This is a genomic window from Burkholderia pulmonis (assembly GCF_984667975.1).
This window is the reverse complement of sequence record NZ_OZ480186.1, coordinates 1,373,746-1,391,431: the sequence shown is the minus strand read 5'-3', so window position 1 is coordinate 1,391,431 and position 17,686 is coordinate 1,373,746. Positions and strand designations below refer to the sequence as shown.

The following is a 17,686-nucleotide window of genomic DNA, read 5'->3' as shown; positions in this document are numbered from 1 at the left end:
CGCTCAGGGCAGGAAACTGCGGCGCCGCGCGTCGATCAGCTCGACGAGCAGCCGGTCGCGCTCGGTCGAGAGTTCCTGCATCGACCGCTCGCCCTGGATCGCGCGCAGTTCGTCGTTCAGCCTGCGATCGACTTCCGGATCGAACGACGGCGTACCGAGATCGTCCCACCAGCTCGTGATCGGCCCCGACAGGTGTTCGAGGAAATGCTCGATCCCGCCCGCGCCGCCGCCGAGGTGATAGGTCAGGCACTGCCCCATCAGCCCCCAGCGCAGGCCGGGGCCCCACGCGACGGCCTTGTCCGCATCGGCGACGCTCACGACGCCTTCGCCGACGAGGTGATACACCTCGCGGAACAGCGCGGCCGCGAGCCGGTTCGCGACGTGGCCGGTCATCTCCTTGTTGAGGACGATCGTCTGCTTGCCGAGCGCATCGTAGAACGCCTTCACGCGCGCGATCACGTCCGGGCCGGTCGCCTCGCCGCCGACCAGCTCGACGAGCGGGATCAGGTGCGGCGGGTTGAATGGATGCGCGATCAGGCAGCGTTCCGGATGCTTCTCGCATGCGGTCTGGATGTCGGACATCTTCAGGCCCGACGAGCTCGATGCGATCGGCACGTGCGCGGGCAGCACGTCGTCCATCTGCCGGTACAGCGCACGCTTCAGGTCGAGCCGTTCCGGGCCGCTCTCCTGCACGAAGTCGACGCCGTCGAGCGCACGCACGAGATCGGCGTCAAACGACAGCCGCGCGGATAGTCCGGCGGCGCGCTCGCCGAGAAACGCGGCCAGCGCGTCGCGCAGCCGCGCGTCGGCTTGCGGCGCCGGATCGGTCGCAACGACGTCGAAGCCCTGCGCCAGATAGAAGGCGGCCCAGCTTGCGCCGATCACGCCGGTGCCGACGATTGCGATGCGTCGAATGTCCATGGTTGTCCCGTGTAGTTGGTCTGCGGATGGTTCGCGGCGATTGTCGCATCGAATCCCGAGCCCATGCGTCGATGCAGATTGCAGATGCCCTCTTGAAATGCGCGACGGTGGCCACTAATTACCCGTCGTCGGGCAGTGCTTCATGCAACGCACCGCCCCCGTTTCGATCCCGTGGAGCCACCGTCGCGCCCGCCGCAGGCGTCGCGCCGTCACGTCTCCCGCGTTCCCTGTTCAGGAGGACAAACATGAGCGGCATCCATCACAGCTACGACCTGTTCGACGAATTCGCCCGCGTGCAGCGGCAGGTGGCGAACCTGCTCGGCGAACGCCCGTCCGGCATCCGCGCGGTGCGTCCGGGCACCTTTCCCGCGCTCAACGTCGGCGCCACCGACGACGCGGTCGAGATCGTCGCATTCGCGCCCGGCATGGCCGCAGGCGATTTCGACGTGTCGATCGACAAGGACCTGCTGACGATCAGCGGCGAGCGCAAGCCGGCGCCGCGCACCGAAGGCGAAGACGTCCGCACGTATGCGCAGGAGCGCTTTCACGGCGCATTCCGGCGCGTCGTCGAACTGCCGCGCGACGCGAATCCCGACCAGGTCAGCGCCCGCTACGAAAACGGCTGCCTGCTGATTCGCGTCGGCCGGCGCGAAGCGTCGAAACCGCGTGCGATCACCGTTCAGTAATCTTCAGGAGACCGACATGAACACGAACCCGACCTTGGCCGAACGCCAAACGAATACCGTCCACCCTGCTGCTGCCGAGGCCGCGCGCCGGCCCGCGATCACGCCGTCCGTCGACATCGTCGAGGACCATCGCGGCGTCACGCTGCGCGCCGACCTGCCCGGCGTGCCGCGCGAAAACCTCGACGTGAAGGTGCACGACACGACGCTGACGATCGAAGCCGCCACGCACATCGATACGCCGGACGACCTGCGCGTGCGGCATGCCGAAGTGCGCGCGACGCGCTATGCACGGTCGTTCGTGCTGAGCGCCGACCTCGACACGTCGCGGATCGACGCGAACCTGCGCGACGGCGTGCTGACGCTGACGATCCCGCGCCGCGAGGAAACGCGTCCGCGCCGCATCGACGTGACGGCCGGCAACGCGTAAGCATCGACGCGCGTCGCGACGTGATGCGACACGCATGAAAAAAGCCCCGTCCGGCATCGCGCCGGGCGGGGCTTTATTGCGTCGGGCGGCGCACGCGCCGCATCCGGGTTCAATCGAAATCGAACAGGTCGAACACCGACTTCTTGCGCCGCTGGCCGTCATGCCGGTAGCGATCGTCGTGCGAGCGGCCGTCGCGACCCCAGCCGTCGTCGCGGCCGTGCTGCGCCGGTGCTTGCTGCCGGGCCTGCACGTCGTCACGGCGGGCCGGCGCATCGCCGGTTTCCCGGGCGATCAGCTTGTCGAGTTCGCCGCGATCGAGCCACACGCCGCGGCACGTCGGACAGTAGTCGATCTCGATCGACTGGCGCTCGGCCATCAGCAGGTCGGGCGTCTTGCAGACAGGACATTTCATCGCGTTTCTCCTTTCCGTGCGAATTTCGTCTGGATTCCATATCGGGTGCGCGACCCGGCCGCCGCGGCGGCCGACGTCACGCGCACCGGCTCAGTCGCCTTCCACTCTCGCCGAACGCTTCGCCTTCGCGCGCCGCGCCAGCATGTTCATGCCCTCGACGAACGCCGAGAACGCCATTGCCGCGTAGATGTAACCCTTCGGCACGTGCGAACCGAAACCTTCGGCGATCAGCGTCATGCCGATCACAACGAGGAACGACAGCGCCAGCATCACGATCGTCGGGTTGCGGTCGATGAAGCGTGCGAGCGGCTGCGCAGCGAACAGCATCACGGCCACGGCCACGATCACGGCGACGAACATGATCGGGATGTGCTCGGTCATGCCGATCGCGGTCACGATGCTGTCGATCGAGAACACGATGTCGAGCATCACGATCTGGCCGATCGCGGCCCATACCGTCAGGCTGGCCGCGCCGCTCGCCCCGCCCCCGCCGCCGTCATGCGACACGTGGTGATGAATCTCGGTGGTCGCCTTCCACACGAGGAACAGGCCGCCTGACAGCAGGATCATGTCGCGCCACGAGAACGCATGGTCGAACAGCGTGAACACGGGTTCGGTCAGGCTCGCGATCCACGCGACGCTGCCGAGCAGCGCAAGACGCATCACCAGCGCGAGCGCGATGCCGAGGCGCTGCGTACGGGCGCGCTGCGCTTCGGGCAGCTTGTTGCTGAGGATCGAGATGAAGATCAGGTTGTCGATGCCGAGCACGACTTCCATCACGACGAGCGTCAGGAGCGCGGCCCAGACGGCGGGGTCGGCGGCAAGCGTCAGCAGGTAGTCCATGAAATGGGCCGATACGAAAGTGGAAAGCCAGATGATATGCCGCCCCGCACTTCGCAAAAATCAGAGAGAATCTGACTTTAAGTTCGGTTTTTCCGATATTTCGATCCGATGCTGAATTTTCGACATCTGTACTACTTCTGGGTCGTCGTGAAGGAAGGCGGCTTCGCGCGCGCGGCCGGCCGGCTCGACATGGCCGTGCAGACGATCAGCGCGCAGGTGCGCGAGCTCGAGAAATCGCTCGGGCACCAATTACTGCGCCCCGCCGGGCGCGGCGTCACGATGACCGACGCCGGACAGGCCGCATTTGCGCGCGCGGAGGTCATCTTCGAGATGGGGCGGCTGATTCCCGACGAAGTACGCGCGGCGGCCAGCCAGCCGACCGTGCGCCTCGCGGTCGGCCTCGCGGACGGCATCTCGAAGCTCGCCGCGCACGCGATCCTCGCGCCGGTGCTCGATACGCCCACGCTGCGGCTGCTGTGCCACGAGGGCGAGCACGATGCGCTGCTCGCGGAGCTGGCGCTGCATCACCTGGATCTCGTGCTGGCCGGCCAGGGCGCACCGTCGGGGTCGAACCTGCGCGTGACGAGCGAGCGGCTCGTCGCGTCGCCGGTCGACTGGTACGGGCCTGCGGCACTCGTCACGCCGGCCGCCCGGCAGCGCTTTCCGCAGTGCCTGGCCGACCTGCCCGTGCTGCTGCCGACCGCCCATTCGGCGCTGCGCGCCCGCCTCGACCTGTGGCTGGAAGGCGAACGGATCGTGCCGCGCGTGGCCGGGGAATTCGAGGACAGCGCACTGATGGCCGTGTTCGCGGCGCGCGGCCTCGGCGTGTTTCCGCTGAGCGAACTCGGCGCGAACGATGCGTCGCTATTGCGCGGGCTCAGGCGGCTCGGGCGCGCGGGCGACGTGACCGAGGAGATCCACGCGATCCGCTCGCGGCGCGGCGAACATCATCCGCTGACGTCGCAATTGCTCGCCGCCGCGCGCGGCGCACCGGCCGACTGAAGCGAGCGCGACATCAAACGAAACTATAATGACGCCCCGGCCATACGAGATGTGCACGCGCATCACCCCAGGCACCGCCATTGTGCGGCATCTCGCCGAGCCTTCTGAAAGACGCCATGCACAACCGATTTCGCCTGTTTTCCGTTTCGTGCGCGCTCGCGGCCGCGACCGTGCTGGCGGCGTGCTCGTCGCCGCCCAAGCCGATCTACCAGCAGGAACAGTTCGACGCGACGAGCAGCCCGTATGCGCATACGTTCCAATCGAAATCCGACGCAGCCTGCGAGGCCGCTCGGCGCGCGCTGCTGAGCCAGGGCTATGTGGTGTCGTCGTCGCGCAACGATGCGGTCGACGGCAGCAAGAATTTCCAGCCGAACAACGACATGCACGTCGTGATCGAGTTTCACGTCGTGTGCGCGGATGCGAACGCGGACGGCTCGTCGAGCATCGCGTACGTGAACGCGGTGCAGGATCGCTATACGCTGAAGAAGTCGAATACGTCGGCCAGCGTCGGCTTGAGCGTGTTCGGTTCGCTGTCGCTGCCGATCGGGTCGAGCGACGATGCGCTCGTCAAGACCGCGAGCGAGACAATTCCCGCCGGCGTGTTCTATGAGCGCTTCTTCAATCTCGTCGACCATTTCCTGAAGATCGACCCCGCGCGCCGCGACCGCGCGACCGTGAAGGCCGCCGAAAAAGAACCCGTCACGCCGCTGCCCGAACCCGCACCGACGCAGGGCGAACCGCTGAAGATGACGACGCCGGTCGTACCGACGCCGCCCGCGGCGCCGGTGCCGCTGTCGGTGCCGGGCGTCGCGCCCGGGTCGGGCGCGAATGCCGTGCCGGCTGCGGCAGCGGCCGTTGTCGTCCCGGCGGCAATGCGTGCCGCCGCGCCGGTGGCGGCGTCCGGTGCCGGGTCGGCGCCGGCTGCGGCCGTGGCGCCTGCGGCCGCCTCCGCCGCCGCGCCCGCACCGGCTTCGATTACCGGTTCGTCGGCCGCAGCGGCCTCGGCGCCTGCGTCGGCTGCCGCACCTGCACCCGCTTCGGCACCCGTGCCGGCTTCCTCCGGCCCGGCACCTGCGCCGGTTTCCGGTTCGGCGGCTGCATCGGCTGCCGCACCCGTTTCCGCCCCGGGTTCCGCGCCCGCATCGGCTTCGGGTCCGGCGGTACCGCCGGCCACCGCCACCCCGGCATCGGCCGCGCCCGCACCTTCGTCCGCAGCATCGGCACCCGTGTCGGCATCGGCGCCGTCGAACACGTCGCCTGCGCCTGCCGCCGCGAACCCCGTCGCATCGTCCGCGCCGTCCGGCACGAGCGCGCCGGTCGCGAACTGATCGATCTGCCGTATCGTCGCGCCCGGCCGCACATGGCGCGGCGCGACGATGCGCTCCCTGTCCGCGTCATTCCCCGAAGCAATGTCCGCCCATCCGGTTGCCTGACCGCGCCGCGATGACCGGCCGGCGACGGCGGCGCTTCGCGCCGGGCCGCACGCGGCCGATACCCGAAGCCCCGCACTCGACGCTCGAAAGCCTCACGGCCATTTCCCGGCCGCCCCGGCTTCCCGCTCCCCCTTACCGCAACGTCGCGCGCAGCGTCTGCAGATGCTCGACGGTCGCCGTCACGCCGCCGCAGACGATCACGGCGATGTCCGACGCCGATTCGAGCACCGGCACCGGCCGCTCGAGTGCGGCCAGCGCCGCACCGCACGCCGGCTCGACGACGATCCGGTGCTCGTCGAGAAACCGCAGCGACGCGGCCACCGCGTCGGCATCGGACACCACGACGGGATGGATCTCGTGGCGCGTCGCCCACTCGACCGCCGCATCGCACGGCCGCTTCGCGCCGAGCGACGTCGCGATGCTCGAGATCGCCGACAGCTCGACCGGATGCCCCTGCGCGACCGAGCGCGCATAGCAGTCGGCACCTTCCGTTTCGGCCGCGACAACCGGCACGTCGTGCCAGCCGTTGCGCACCAGCCCTTCGAGCACGCCGCACAGCAGCCCGCCGCCGCCGACTGCCAGCACGACCGCGTCGGGCTTCGGGCCGGCCGCCGCCATCTCGTCGATCATCGTCGCGTGGCCCTGCCACAGCACGGGATCGTCGAACGGATGCACGAACGCATCGTGCTCGCCGAGCGCCGACTGCGCGAACGCGTTCGCCTCGGCCCAGCTCGCCCCGTGCACCATGAGTTCCGCGCCTTCGATCCGGATCAGTTCGCGTGCCCGGGCCGATGCGCTTTCCGGCACGACGACGCGCACCGGCACGCCGAGTTCACGGCCGCAATACGCGACCGCAATGCCCGCGTTGCCGCCCGACGACGACACGAACCGTCGCGCGCCGGCCGCATGCCGCGCCTCGCAGACGGCGCCGATGCCGCGCAGCTTGAACGAGCCCGACGGCTGCAGCGCATCGAGCTTCAGCCGGATGGTCCTGCCGAGCCGGCAGGACGCGATTTGCGAGCGGATATACGGGGTCGGGATATGAAGCGGCATGGGACGGGACGCAGTGGGAACGGGGGAAACGCGCGCAACTCGCGAGCACGCGAGCGCGGCAACGACGGTCATCGTACGGCAGGCTCGTCATGCTTTCCAATACCATCGAATGGTGTTTGTTATGCTTGCAGGGCATATCAACGAACCGGAACGGACACCGCATGCGCCAGATCGAATTGCGCCACCTGCGCTACTTCGTCGCCGTCGCACAGGCCGGCAGCGTGATGGCCGGTGCCCGCGCGGCCGGCATCGTCCAGCCCGCGCTGTCGCGGCAGATCCGCGAGCTCGAGGACGCGATCGGCACGCCGCTGCTGATCCGCCGCACGACGGGCGTCACGCTCACGGCGGCCGGCGCGAGCTTCCTGCAGGATGCGACCGGCCTGCTCGCCACGCTGCAGGACAGCCGCGAGCGCGCGTTGCGCAGCGCGGCCGGCCAGCTCGGCGAACTGCGGCTCGGCGCGCTGCCGAACTGCCTGCCGTTGCCGATCGTCGCGAACGTGCTCAAGGCGTTTCGCGACGCATGCCCCGACGTGAAGCTGTCGATCGCGCCGATGCTGTCGGCCGAACAGGCGAGCGCGCTGATGCGCGGCCAGCTCGATGCCGGGATCATGGCGTGGCGTCGCGACGAGGCGCCGCACCTGTCGGGCGTGCGGCTGCTGAGCGACCGCTTCGTGCTCGCGATGCCCGCGCCGCCGGGCGGCCGCTTCCACGCGCCGCGCACGCTGGCCGACGTCGCGGACGAACCGTTCGTCTGGTTCGACGCACAGCGCTCCGCCGCACACCACCGGTTCCTGATGGCGCAGTGCCAGCAGGCCGGTTTCACGCCGCGCATCGCTCAGGTCGGCAGCGACATCCCGACGTTGATCGGCCTCGTCGCGGCCGGGATGGGTTGTGCGTTCGTGCCCGAGAGCGCGTCACCGACCTGCCCGCGCACGGTCCGGCTCGTCGCGCTCGACGAGCTCGCGCACCGCTTCGACATCGAGTTCGTGTTCGACGGTGCGGCGGCGGCTCCGTCGCCGATCGTCGCGCAGTTTCTCTCGGCTGTGCGCGATGCAACCGGCGACGTGGGCTGAACCGATGCCGGACGCACCCGGCACGTGATCGGGCAGCACGTCTTGCACGTCCGGCTGACGGGCGACATCCCTCCTCCGTCATACCGTCGCTTGTGCTGCTCCAGCACGCTAAACAGCAGCATCGGGCCTGCGAAAAATCTTTCAGGAAACCGACGCACAACTCTGTGACACGGGAATTTTCAAATTGGCACCAAAAACGGCCGTTTAACGCCGGTTCGAATTGTCGCGGGCCGAAATATACTGCGCGCGCATCCAACCCTCGTGCCAAAGAGAGGATGCGTTTCCGCCCCGGCCACGGTCCCCCTGTGGTCGGGGCTTTTTTGCGTTTGTGCGTTGCCGGAAAAGGGTTCCCGGTCATGGTGCGCCGCCGGTCACGGGAGCTCGCCGATCGCGGGACCATTCGCCCGGACCGCTCGGCTGCCCGTTGCCGCCCGGCGGCCGAACCGCGCTCCGGTGTCGCACAGAACGACCGCCCGGCCGCCGCACGCCGCGACGAGATCCCATCCGCCCAGCGGCAGGCGCCAACCCCGCAGCTGACGAATATCCGTCACAAAGAACGCCCTCGTTCGCCGACGCCCCGCCCGCAAGCCTCGCGCGCCCGCGGCCCATGCCCCGCATTGTTGACATGAAATCAAGATAATTTCGTCCGGATACGGCTTTTTCCGCAAAAGTAATGCAGGCACACTTCGCCCTGTCCTCAATGGCCGAGTGCCGTTGTCCTTCGATTACAGGAGCCATCGCGTGAACACCACGACTTCTTCTCCTTCCCGCCCGGGCGGCAGCGCCGCGCTGCCGCTGCTGGCGCTCGCCGCCGGTGCGTTCGGCATCGGCACGACCGAGTTCTCGCCGATGGGCCTGCTGCCCGTGATCGCCGACGGCGTACACGTGTCGATTCCGCAGGCCGGCATGCTGATCAGCGCGTATGCGATCGGCGTGATGGTCGGCGCGCCGCTGATGACGCTGCTGCTTGCGCGCTGGTCGCGCCGTTCGGCACTGATCGCGCTGATGTCGATCTTCACGATCGGCAACCTGCTGTCGGCCGTCGCGCCGGGCTACACGACGCTGCTGCTCGCCCGCCTCGTGACGAGCCTCAACCACGGCGCGTTCTTCGGGCTCGGCTCGGTGGTCGCGGCCAGCCTCGTGCCGCGCGAAAAGCAGGCGAGCGCGGTCGCGACGATGTTCATGGGCCTCACGATCGCGAACGTCGGCGGCGTGCCGGCCGCGACCTGGCTCGGCCAGATCATCGGCTGGCGCATGTCTTTCGTGGCGACCGCGGGCCTCGGCCTGATCGCGATCGCCGGCCTGTTCGCCGCACTGCCGAAGGGCGAAGCCGGCAAGATGCCCAACCTGCGTGCCGAACTCTCGGTGCTGACGCGCCCCGTCGTGCTCGGCGCGCTCGGGACGACCGTGCTCGGCGCCGGCGCGATGTTCACGCTCTACACGTACGTCGCACCGACCCTCGAACACCTCACTGGCGCCACGCCCGCCTTCGTGACCGCGATGCTCGTGCTGATCGGCGTCGGCTTCTCGATCGGCAATATCGCCGGCGGCCGCCTGGCCGACCGCTCGCTCGACGGCACGCTGATCGGCTTCCTGCTGCTGCTGATCGCGACGATGGCTGCGTTCCCGCTGCTCGCCACCACGCATGCCGGCGCCGCCGTCACGCTGCTGATCTGGGGCATCGCAACGTTCGCGGTCGTGCCGCCGCTGCAGATGCGCGTGATGCGTGCCGCCCATGAAGCGCCGGGCCTCGCCTCGGCCGTCAACATCGGCGCGTTCAACCTCGGCAACGCGGTGGGCGCCGCAGCCGGCGGCGCGGCGATCTCGGCCGGGTTCGGCTACGCAGCGGTGCCGCTCGTCGGCGGGCTGATCGCCGCGGCCGGACTCGCGCTCGTCATGCTGCAGATCGTGCAGCGCCGCCGCGCACCGGTTGCCGCGAACTCGTAAGCACGACACGCACGGGCTCACGACCCGTTCGGCAAGGACTCCCACGGCCGCGCAATGCGGCCGTTTTCATTGCCGGCCGGCAATCCGGATTCACCGTCGCATCAATCGGGAAAAATCCGGAATATTCCCTTTGCCCGATACCATTCAAATCGAATCGATTCACGGCCCCGAAAAATCGAATCAATCCACCCGAACGATTCATCGATTGCGCCTTCCATTTCACCAGCCGTATTAATTACCCATTCCGCATTGACTGGGACGGCACAATACGTGATCGGAAAAATCGTGTCGCACCCCGCACCGGCTGTGCAGCTATTTCCGCACCGCAGGAAAATCTTTCGCTCGGCCTCCTGATAATCCAATCAAAAATCGTAATGTTTTCCGGCTTTATTCAATAATTAATCGAGCCAACTGTAACAAAATGAAACAGCCAAAACTTTAAGATTGAAAGATTCGTCGATTCGTATCAGGATTTATAACGCCGTGGCATGCGGAGCGCGGCATAAATCCAATGAAAAACCGACCGATGAGGGATCAGAGTGAAAGTCGCCATCGCTTCCACGACATTGTCGCTCGCGCTGTCAATCGGCCTTTCGACGCCCGCCGCCGACGCGGCCACCTATTCGAACGGCACCGCGACCGCCACCTTCAACGTGACGCTGACACTGCAGCCGAACTGCACGATCGCCGCGAACCCGCTGGCCTTCGGCACCAACGGCGTGCTGGCCACCGCGATCAACCAGCAGACGACCGTCAACGTCACCTGTACCAACACGACGCCTTACAACGTCGGCCTCGATGCCGGCTCGGTCACGGGATCGAGCGTCGCGAGCCGCCTGATGGCCGGTACGTCGACCGGCAACACGACGACGACCGTCGGCTTCCAGCTGTACCAGGATGCCGGGCGCACGACGATCTGGGGCAACACGCAAGGCACGAACACCGTGGCCGGCACCGGCACGGGCGCCGCGCAGGCGCTGACCGTCTACGGCCAGGTGCCCGCGCAGGCGACGCCGAAGCCGGATACCTACCAGACGACCGTCACCGCAACCGTCTACTTCTGACCGGCACCGCCACGCATGACCGCATTACGTCGAACGCTCGCCGCGCTCCTGTGCGCGGCCGGCGCCGCGCACGCCGCGTCGCTGCAGATTTCCCCCGTCACGATCGAATTCGGCACCGACGACACGGCCACCGGCATCACGCTGCGCAATCCGGGCGATCGCCCGGTGTATGGGCAGGTGCGCGTGTTCCGCTGGGATCAGGCCGACGGCCAGGACACGCTGACGCCCACGCAGGATCTCGTCGCGAGCCCGCCGCTGATCGAGGTCGGCACGCAGTCCGACCAGCTGATCCGCGTCGTGCGCGCATCGCGCACGCCATCCGGTGTCGAACAGAGCTACCGGCTGCTGATCGACGAGTTGCCGCAGCCCGGCGAAGCGCCGACCAACGGCGTGTCGATCCGGCTGCGCTATTCGATCCCGGTATTCGTCGAACCGGCGACCAACGGCGCACCGCAGCTCGACTGGGCGCTCGCGCACAGCAACGGCAGCTGGATGCTGCGGGTGCGCAACGTCGGCACGCGCCGCGCGCAACTGGCGTCGGTCGAGCTCGTGACCGGCGACGGCCGCGCGTACCCGCTCACGCACGGGCTGCTCGGCTACGCGCTCGCGGGCCGTACCGGCCAGTGGAGCGTACCGCTGCCGGCCGGCGTCACGCTCGGCGGCAAGATCACGGTGCGGGCGGCGGTCAATTCACAGCCCGCCAGCGCGGTCGTCGCGGTGGAGCCGCCGGGCTAGACCGCCGGTGCGCCGCCCGGCTCCTTCCCCTTCGCCACGCGCCGGCACGTTTCCGGTCAACGGACGCAGAACGTCGCGACGCACCCGGCGCATCGTGCTCGTGGCCGTCGTGGCCGGCCGCCTGCTCATGGCCGGCGGTGCACGCGCGGACGAACCGGCGGCGCTCGTGATGACCGACAGCACCCACGACGTGATCCTCGAAGTCAGCGTCAACGGCGAAAACACGACGCTGCTCGCGCACTTCCGCGAACGCGACGGCCACCTGTCGGCGAGCGGCGCCGACCTGCGCACGATCGGCCTCGCGACCGACCGGCTCGGCATCGCCGACGCGGCAACGGTCGAGCTCGATACGATTCCCGGCCTGCGCTACCGCTACGATGCGGCGCGCCAGAGCGTCGATCTCGAGATGGCCGACACGCTGCGCCGCCCGTACGCGGTCGACAGCCGCGCGCTGCCGCCCACCCAGGCGGCCTCCGCGTCGCGCGGGATCGCGATCAACTACGAAGCCTACGCACAGACGATCGGCGACCGGCAGTTCTCGCTCTACACCGACGTGCGCTACTTCGATCCGAACGGCGTGTTCGACACCACCGGCGCCGCGTATTTCTACAACGGCCAGCGACGCTACACGCGCTTCGATACGTCGTGGAGCCGCTCGGATCCGGCACGACCGAGCACGACGCAGATCGGCGACGCGATTTCGGGATCGCTCACGTGGACGCGCTCGGTGCGCTTCGGCGGCTTCCAGTGGCGCAGCAACTTCGCACTGCGGCCCGACCTCGTGACGTTCCCGATTCCGTCGCTCTCGGGTTCCGCCGCGGTACCGTCGGCGGTCGACCTGTACATCAACAACGTGCGGCAGTACACCGGCAACGTGCCGAGCGGCCCGTTCATCATCCACGACGTGCCGGGCATCACCGGCGCCGGCCAGGCGACCGTCATCACGCACGACGCGCTCGGTCGCTCCGTCGCGACGTCCGTGCCGCTCTATGTCGACACGCGCATGCTGTCGGCCGGGCTGTCGAGCTATTCGTTCGAGGCCGGCTTCCTGCGCCGCAACTACGCGCTGCAGTCGTTCGACTACGACGCGCGGCCGGCCGTCAGCGGCTCGATGCGGCGCGGCGTCAGCAATGCGCTGACCGTCGAAGGGCATGCGGAGGCGACCGGCGGCGTGCTCAACGCCGGCGTCGGCGCGCTGATGCGGCTCGGCTATGCGGGCGTCGTGAGCGGCGCGGTCGCAGGCAGCGTCGGCCGCTATCCGGGCACGCAGGTGAGCGCCGGCTACCAGCTGATCGAACCGCGCTTCTCGATCAACGCACAGACGACCCGCGCATTCGGGCGCTACGGCGATCTTGCGTCGCGCGACGGCGCGCCGGTGCCGTCGGCGACCGACCAGGCCACCCTGGCGCTGCCGTTCATGCACCGCCAGACGCTGTCGCTCAGCTATATCGGCTTCCGGCTGCCGCAGGGCCCGAGCGCGCGGATCGGCACGGTGTCGTACACGCTGAGCTTCGGCGATCTCGCGTCGCTGAGCGTGAGCGCGTACCGCGATTTCGCGCAGCAGGGCGCGAACGGCGCGTTCGTGTCGCTGAACATCGGGCTCGGCCGCAACACGTCGGTCAACGCGACCGTCGGCCGCCAGCGCGGCCAGTCGAACTACTCCGTCGACGCGAGCCGTCCGCCCGACTACGACGGCGGCTGGGGCTGGGGCGTGCAGACGGGCGGCACGGGCGCGGTGCCCTACCGGCAGGCGCAGCTGCGTTACCTCGGCCATGCGGGCGAAGTCATCGCGGCGGCGCAGGGTATCGACCGCCAGACCGGCGCCTCGCTGGACGTCAGCGGCGCGCTCGTGTTCATGGACCGCAGCCTGCAGCTGTCGCGCCGCATCGACGACGGCTTCGCGCTCGTGTCGACCGACGGCGTCGCGGGCATCCCGGTGCTGCACGAGAACCGCGTGATCGGCACGACCGATCGTGCGGGCCATCTGCTCGTGCCCGACCTGAATGCATACCAGAACAACCAGATCGCGATCGATTCGATGAAGCTGCCCGCCGATGCGCGAATCGCCCGCACGTCGATGACGGTCGTGCCGCAGGCGCAATCGGGTGTCGTCGCGCATTTCGGCGTGTCGCGCTATCGCGCGGCGTCGGTGATCCTGCGCGACGCCGCCGGCAAACCGCTGCCGGCCGGTGCGCGCGTGCATCACGCCGAGAGCGGCATGGACACGATCGTCGGCTACGACGGGATCACTTTCATCGACGGGCTGAAGGACGACAACCATCTCGTGATCGACTACGGCACGCAGCGCTGCGCGGCGGAATTCGCGTTCACCGAGCCCGGCAACGGCACGCTGCCGACGATCGGCCCGCTCACCTGCCGGGCGGCGCCATGAGGCTCGTGCTGCTGCTCGTCGTCGCGTGCGTCGCATGGTGCGGCGTGCCGCGTCACGCGCAGGCCGAGACGTGCACGGCCACCGCGTCGACCGTCAGCTTCGGCTCGGTCAGCCCGATCTCGCGCGCATCGGTCGCCGCCACCGGCGCCGTCAGCATCACCTGCACGTGGTCGGCCATCACGCTGACGCCGAACGTGCTCGTGTGCCTGAATCTCGGCGGCACGAGCCCGCGCAGCCTCGTCAACGGCGCCAACGCGATGCAGTACGACCTGTTTCTCGACGGCGGCCATTCGGTCGCGTGGGGCTCCGTGTATTCCGGCACGACACCGGCCTCCGTCACGCTCGCCAAACCCGCGCTCGGCACGAGTGCGAGCGCCACGGTCACGATCTACGGGCAGATCACGTCGAACCAGCCGACCGTGCCGACGACGGGTAACAACACGACGACCTACTCGCAGACGTTCGGCGGCAACACGACGTCGCTCAACGCGGGGTTCTACCTGCTCGGGGCGCCGACCTGCGCGTCGCTGACGACGTCGAACGGCACTTTTCCGTTCAGCGCGACGGCGAACGTGATCAACAACTGCAACATCAGCGCGACCAACGTCAGCTTCGGCACGGCCAGCGTGCTGTCGAACGCCCTCACGGCAACCGGCTCGATCACCGCGCAGTGCACCAACGGCGACGCCTGGAAGATCGCGCTGAACGGCGGCAACAGCGGCAACGTCACGGCCCGCCGGATGCAGCTCGGCGGCGGCAGCGGCACGATCGGCTACGGGCTTTACACGGATGCCGCGCGCTCGATCGCGTGGGGCGACGGCACGGGCGGCAGTTCGACGGTCACGGGCGTCGGCACCGGCACGTCGCAGGTCGTGACCGTGTACGGCGCGGTGCCGGCGCAGACCACGCCCGCGCCCGGCAACTACAGCGACACGATCACCGCGACGATCACGTTCTAGCGTGAACGGCGGGGCGTCAGAACGTGACGGTCCACGCGGGCGATGTACCCGCACCGACGCTGTGCGGCGCCGACCGCAGGTCGGGCAGCTGCGCGTGGCTCAGCACGAACGGCGTGCCGTGCATGCAACTGACAGTCGGCATGCCGACGTCGACGGCCTGTCGAACGGCGGGACCGATCGTGCAGGTTTCCGGAATGATGAGGCTGACGCGCAGCGGAATCGACGGTTCCACTGCGCCCGCGAGCGACCCTGCGCCCAGCAACGCGAGCGCGATCGCACCGCGTCTGATTTGGCCGGCTGTCATCGTGCGGCCCTCCTTCGAGCATCCATCCAGCATATGCGCGAATTATCGGCATGCACACGGAAAACTTGAACCCGCGCGCACGCTGACCGGCTCCGCTCCGCCGGTCAGCGTGCGGCGGCAAACCCGCCGAAGAAAGCACGTGCGTTCGCATCGAGGCTCTCGAGGTGATAGCCGCCCTCCTGCACGATCACCGTCGGCAACCCGAGCGCGCCGATCGCGCCGCCGAGCCGGCCGAACCCGTCGGTCGTGACGGCAACCTGCGATTGCGGATCGTCCTTGTAGATGTCGAAGCCGAGCGCCAGCACGAGCGCATCGGGCTGGAACCGCGCGAGCGCGCGCAGCGCATCGTCGAGCCGCGCGAAGAATGCCGATTCCGGCGAACCGTGCGGCATCGGCAGGTTGAGATTGAAGCCGTCGCCGGCGCCTGCGCCCGTCTCTTCCTCGTAGCCTGCAACGACCGGGTAGAAGTTGGTCGGGTCGCCATGGATCGACACGTACAGCACATCGTCGCGGCCGTAGAAGATCTCCTGCACGCCCTGTCCGTGATGCATGTCGGTATCGAGGATCGCGACGCGCCGATGGCGGCCGAGCAGCGACTGCGCGGCGATCGCCGCATTGTTCAGGTAGCAGAAGCCGCCGGCCGCGTCGCGACGCGCGTGGTGGCCCGGCGGCCGGCACAGCGCGTACGCCTCGTGCGCGCCGTCGTTGACGTCCGCCGCGGCCGCGAGCGCGCCCTGCGCGGACCAGTACGCCGCGCGCCATGTGTTCGCGCCGACCGGGCAACTGCCGTCGGCGAGGTAGCGCGCGGCTTTCGCGAGCACGCCGCGCAGCGGGTTCGGATCGCGCACGAACACGTTCGACATCACTTCGTCGCCCCAGTCGTCGGGCATCTGCTTCCAGTCGCGGTGCGCCTCTTCGAGAAAGCGCAGGTAATTCATGTCGTGCACGGCCGCGAGCGGCGCGGTGCCGCGGTCGGCCGGCTCGCGCACGTCGAAGTCGAGCGCCCGGACGGCCGCGACGAGCCGCACCGCGCGTTCGGGCACTTCCTGCGGTTCGCGCATCTGGCCGCGCGACAGGTAGCTGCGCGGATGATGCAGCAGTTGTTCGGGATGGAAATAGGTCTTCATCGTTCGTCCTCGTCGATTCGCCTTGTCACGCACCGTGTGCGGCGGCTGCCGCGTCGACGCGCGCTTCGATGCCCGCGCGCGCCAGCACCGCATGGAGCAGCACGTTCGTGCCGCGCGTCACGTCGTCGGGTAGCGCATCCTCGGCCTCGTTGTGCGACAGACCGTCGACGCACGGGATGAATACCATCGCGGTCGGGAAACGGCGCGCGAGCAGGATCGCATCGTGACCGGCGCCGCTGACGATCCGCTCGTTCGTATAGCCGAACGCGGCGGCCGCCTGCGCGACGAGTTCGACGCAGTCGCGATCGAACGGCGTCGCCGGGCTGCGCCAGCAGGGTTCGATCGCCACCTGTACGCCGCGCGCGGCGGCAACACGGGCGCACGCATCGCGCAACTCACGCTCCATCGCATCGACTTCCGCATCGTCGTGATGACGGAGATCGACCGTGAACGTCACGTCGCCGGCAATCGTATTGCGCGACGCGTTGCGGATGCCGACCTGCCCGATCGTCGCGAGCCCGCGCGGCGCATAACCGGCGACGATCCGTTCGAGTTCGAGTGCGATCTGCGCACTCGCGAAATACGCGTCCTTGCGGTACGGCATCGGCGTCGTGCCCGCATGCGCGGCCACGCCCTTCACCGTCACGTCGAGCCAGCGGATCGCCTGCCCGCCGGTGACGATGCCGATCGTCGTGCCGTTCGCCTCGAGCACGGGCCCCTGTTCGATATGCGCTTCGAAATACGCGTCGACCGCGCCGCCCGTCGCACGCGTACCGCGATAGCCGCATGCATCGAGCGCCGCGCCGAGCGTGACGCCGTCGGCGTCCTGCTTCGCGAGCGCTTCGTCGAGCGGCAACGCGCCCGTGAACACGGCCGAGCCGAGCATCGCCGGTGCGAAACGCGCGCCCTCCTCGTTGGTCCAGGACACGATCTCGATCGGCCTGTCGGTCGCGATGCCCGCGTCGTTCAGCGTGCGCACGAGTTCGAGCGCGGCGAGCACGCCGTACACGCCGTCGAAGCGGCCGCCTTCGGGCTGCGTGTCGAGATGGCTGCCGATCAGCACGGGCGCGGCCTGTGCATCGGCGCCGTTGCGCCGCGCGAACAGGTTGCCGGCCGCATCGACGCTCACCGTCATGCCCGCGTCGCGGCACCATTGCGCGAACAGGTCGCGCCCGCGCCGGTCGTCATCGGTGAGCGCGAGGCGCCGCACGCCGCCGCGCGGCGTCGCGCCGACGCGCGCCATGTCGATCAAGCTCTGCCACAAACGGGCGCCGTCGATTTCCAGCAGGTCTTTCATTTGCATTCCAG

Annotated in this window: 18 protein-coding genes; 10 read left to right on the top strand and 8 right to left on the bottom strand. The window is 68.7% G+C overall.

What is annotated here, in order from left to right; genetic code table 11:
• Nucleotides 1-3 precede the first annotated feature (3 nt).
• Nucleotides 4-921: a 3-hydroxyacyl-CoA dehydrogenase NAD-binding domain-containing protein gene (locus AC5LXK_RS06525; protein WP_493390838.1), complete on the bottom strand. Its 918-nt coding sequence runs from the start codon at nt 919-921 to the stop codon at nt 4-6.
• A 245-nt stretch (nt 922-1,166) separates the two neighbouring features.
• On the opposite strand from AC5LXK_RS06525, the gene AC5LXK_RS06520 reads away from it, so the two are divergent.
• Complete coding sequence (locus tag AC5LXK_RS06520; protein WP_493390837.1) at nt 1,167-1,607, top strand: Hsp20/alpha crystallin family protein; 441 nt, start codon at nt 1,167-1,169, stop codon at nt 1,605-1,607.
• 16 nt (nt 1,608-1,623) lie between these two features.
• Nucleotides 1,624-2,034, top strand: a complete 411-nt coding sequence (locus AC5LXK_RS06515; protein ID WP_493390836.1) for an Hsp20/alpha crystallin family protein — start codon at nt 1,624-1,626, stop codon at nt 2,032-2,034.
• 109 nt (nt 2,035-2,143) lie between these two features.
• Here AC5LXK_RS06515 and AC5LXK_RS06510 read toward each other — a convergent pair whose 3' ends face one another.
• Both AC5LXK_RS06510 and AC5LXK_RS06505 read right to left on the bottom strand, forming a co-directional pair.
• Complete coding sequence (locus AC5LXK_RS06510) at nt 2,144-2,446, bottom strand: TFIIB-type zinc ribbon-containing protein (protein WP_493390835.1); 303 nt, start codon at nt 2,444-2,446, stop codon at nt 2,144-2,146.
• A gap of 90 nt (nt 2,447-2,536) precedes the next feature.
• Nucleotides 2,537-3,289 carry a TerC family protein gene (locus tag AC5LXK_RS06505; RefSeq protein ID WP_493390834.1) on the bottom strand — a complete coding sequence of 251 codons (753 nt, stop codon included), beginning with the start codon at nt 3,287-3,289 and terminating at the stop codon, nt 2,537-2,539.
• Between the two features lie 108 nt (nt 3,290-3,397).
• Here AC5LXK_RS06505 and AC5LXK_RS06500 point away from each other — a divergent pair, with 108 nt between their 5' ends.
• Nucleotides 3,398-4,291, top strand: coding sequence for a LysR family transcriptional regulator (locus AC5LXK_RS06500; protein WP_493390833.1), 894 nt, complete (start codon nt 3,398-3,400; stop codon nt 4,289-4,291).
• Between the two features lie 116 nt (nt 4,292-4,407).
• Nucleotides 4,408-5,619 (top strand): DUF2242 domain-containing protein, encoded by a 1,212-nt coding sequence (locus tag AC5LXK_RS06495; RefSeq protein WP_493390832.1) that lies wholly within the window; start codon nt 4,408-4,410, stop codon nt 5,617-5,619.
• A gap of 237 nt (nt 5,620-5,856) precedes the next feature.
• Here the strand turns inward: AC5LXK_RS06495 and AC5LXK_RS06490 are convergent, their stop codons facing one another.
• The gene (locus AC5LXK_RS06490; RefSeq protein ID WP_493390831.1) at nt 5,857-6,777 is read right to left on the bottom strand and encodes a pyridoxal-phosphate dependent enzyme; all 921 of its coding nucleotides are present in this window, start codon (nt 6,775-6,777) and stop codon (nt 5,857-5,859) included.
• 161 nt (nt 6,778-6,938) lie between these two features.
• On the opposite strand from AC5LXK_RS06490, the gene AC5LXK_RS06485 reads away from it, so the two are divergent.
• Together AC5LXK_RS06485 and AC5LXK_RS06480 are read left to right on the top strand one after the other, a co-directional pair.
• A complete protein-coding gene (locus AC5LXK_RS06485; RefSeq protein ID WP_493390830.1) occupies nt 6,939-7,850 on the top strand; it encodes a LysR family transcriptional regulator in 912 nt (303 codons plus the stop codon).
• Between the two features lie 741 nt (nt 7,851-8,591).
• On the top strand, nt 8,592-9,797 hold the full coding sequence (locus tag AC5LXK_RS06480; protein ID WP_493390829.1) for an MFS transporter: 1,206 nt from the start codon (nt 8,592-8,594) through the stop codon (nt 9,795-9,797).
• A gap of 101 nt (nt 9,798-9,898) precedes the next feature.
• Here AC5LXK_RS06480 and AC5LXK_RS06475 read toward each other — a convergent pair whose 3' ends face one another.
• Complete coding sequence (locus AC5LXK_RS06475) at nt 9,899-10,159, bottom strand: hypothetical protein (RefSeq protein WP_493390828.1); 261 nt, start codon at nt 10,157-10,159, stop codon at nt 9,899-9,901.
• 216 nt (nt 10,160-10,375) lie between these two features.
• Here AC5LXK_RS06475 and AC5LXK_RS06470 point away from each other — a divergent pair, with 216 nt between their 5' ends.
• Genes AC5LXK_RS06470 through AC5LXK_RS06455 form a run of 4 tightly spaced genes read left to right on the top strand, consistent with a single transcriptional unit; the run spans nt 10,376 to nt 14,947 of the window.
• Complete coding sequence (locus AC5LXK_RS06470; RefSeq protein ID WP_425320698.1) at nt 10,376-10,861, top strand: Csu type fimbrial protein; 486 nt, start codon at nt 10,376-10,378, stop codon at nt 10,859-10,861.
• A 15-nt stretch (nt 10,862-10,876) separates the two neighbouring features.
• Nucleotides 10,877-11,596: a fimbrial biogenesis chaperone gene (locus tag AC5LXK_RS06465; protein ID WP_493390827.1), complete on the top strand. Its 720-nt coding sequence runs from the start codon at nt 10,877-10,879 to the stop codon at nt 11,594-11,596.
• A 7-nt stretch (nt 11,597-11,603) separates the two neighbouring features.
• Nucleotides 11,604-13,988 (top strand): fimbria/pilus outer membrane usher protein, encoded by a 2,385-nt coding sequence (locus AC5LXK_RS06460; protein ID WP_493390826.1) that lies wholly within the window; start codon nt 11,604-11,606, stop codon nt 13,986-13,988.
• Nucleotides 13,985-14,947: a Csu type fimbrial protein gene (locus AC5LXK_RS06455; protein WP_493390825.1), complete on the top strand. Its 963-nt coding sequence runs from the start codon at nt 13,985-13,987 to the stop codon at nt 14,945-14,947. The genes AC5LXK_RS06460 and AC5LXK_RS06455 overlap by 4 nt, the downstream gene beginning before the upstream one ends.
• Before the next feature lie 16 nt (nt 14,948-14,963).
• Here AC5LXK_RS06455 and AC5LXK_RS06450 read toward each other — a convergent pair whose 3' ends face one another.
• The 3 genes from AC5LXK_RS06450 to AC5LXK_RS06440 form a co-directional block, all read right to left on the bottom strand.
• Nucleotides 14,964-15,251 (bottom strand): hypothetical protein, encoded by a 288-nt coding sequence (locus AC5LXK_RS06450; RefSeq protein WP_493390824.1) that lies wholly within the window; start codon nt 15,249-15,251, stop codon nt 14,964-14,966.
• Between the two features lie 104 nt (nt 15,252-15,355).
• Complete coding sequence (locus AC5LXK_RS06445) at nt 15,356-16,378, bottom strand: histone deacetylase family protein (protein ID WP_493390823.1); 1,023 nt, start codon at nt 16,376-16,378, stop codon at nt 15,356-15,358.
• Nucleotides 16,379-16,403: 25 nt separating this feature from the next.
• Nucleotides 16,404-17,675, bottom strand: coding sequence for a Zn-dependent hydrolase (locus tag AC5LXK_RS06440; protein ID WP_493390822.1), 1,272 nt, complete (start codon nt 17,673-17,675; stop codon nt 16,404-16,406).
• Nucleotides 17,676-17,686: the final 11 nt, after the last annotated feature.